We start from the raw sequence: 253 nt of genomic DNA on the forward strand, positions 1-253 counted from the left end.
CTGGACGCGGGCGCGGTGCAGGCGTTCGCCGCTGACGAGTCCATGCCGCAGGCCGTCAAGGCGGCCAGCGACGGGCGCGGCGCTGACGTGGTGCTGGACGCGGTGGGCGGCGACGCCTTCGAACGCAGCGTGCGCGCCGCGGCGGCCAATGCCCGCATGGTGTCGGTGGGTTTCGCCAGCGGCCGCATCCCGGATGTGCCGCTGAACCTGCTGCTTGTGAAGAACATTGCCCTGCATGGGTTTTTCTTTGGCC

The 253-nt window shown here is 70.4% G+C and carries 1 protein-coding gene; it reads left to right on the top strand.

Annotated features, from left to right (window positions below; all coding sequences use genetic code 11):
• A partial coding sequence (locus B3446_RS18805) for a zinc-binding dehydrogenase (protein WP_291384017.1) occupies window positions 1-253 on the top strand: 253 nt, incomplete at both ends.

The organism is Achromobacter sp. UBA5777 (assembly GCF_002418565.1).
In the GTDB taxonomy this organism is placed as follows: Bacteria; Pseudomonadota; Gammaproteobacteria; order Burkholderiales; family Burkholderiaceae_B; genus Achromobacter; species Achromobacter animicus.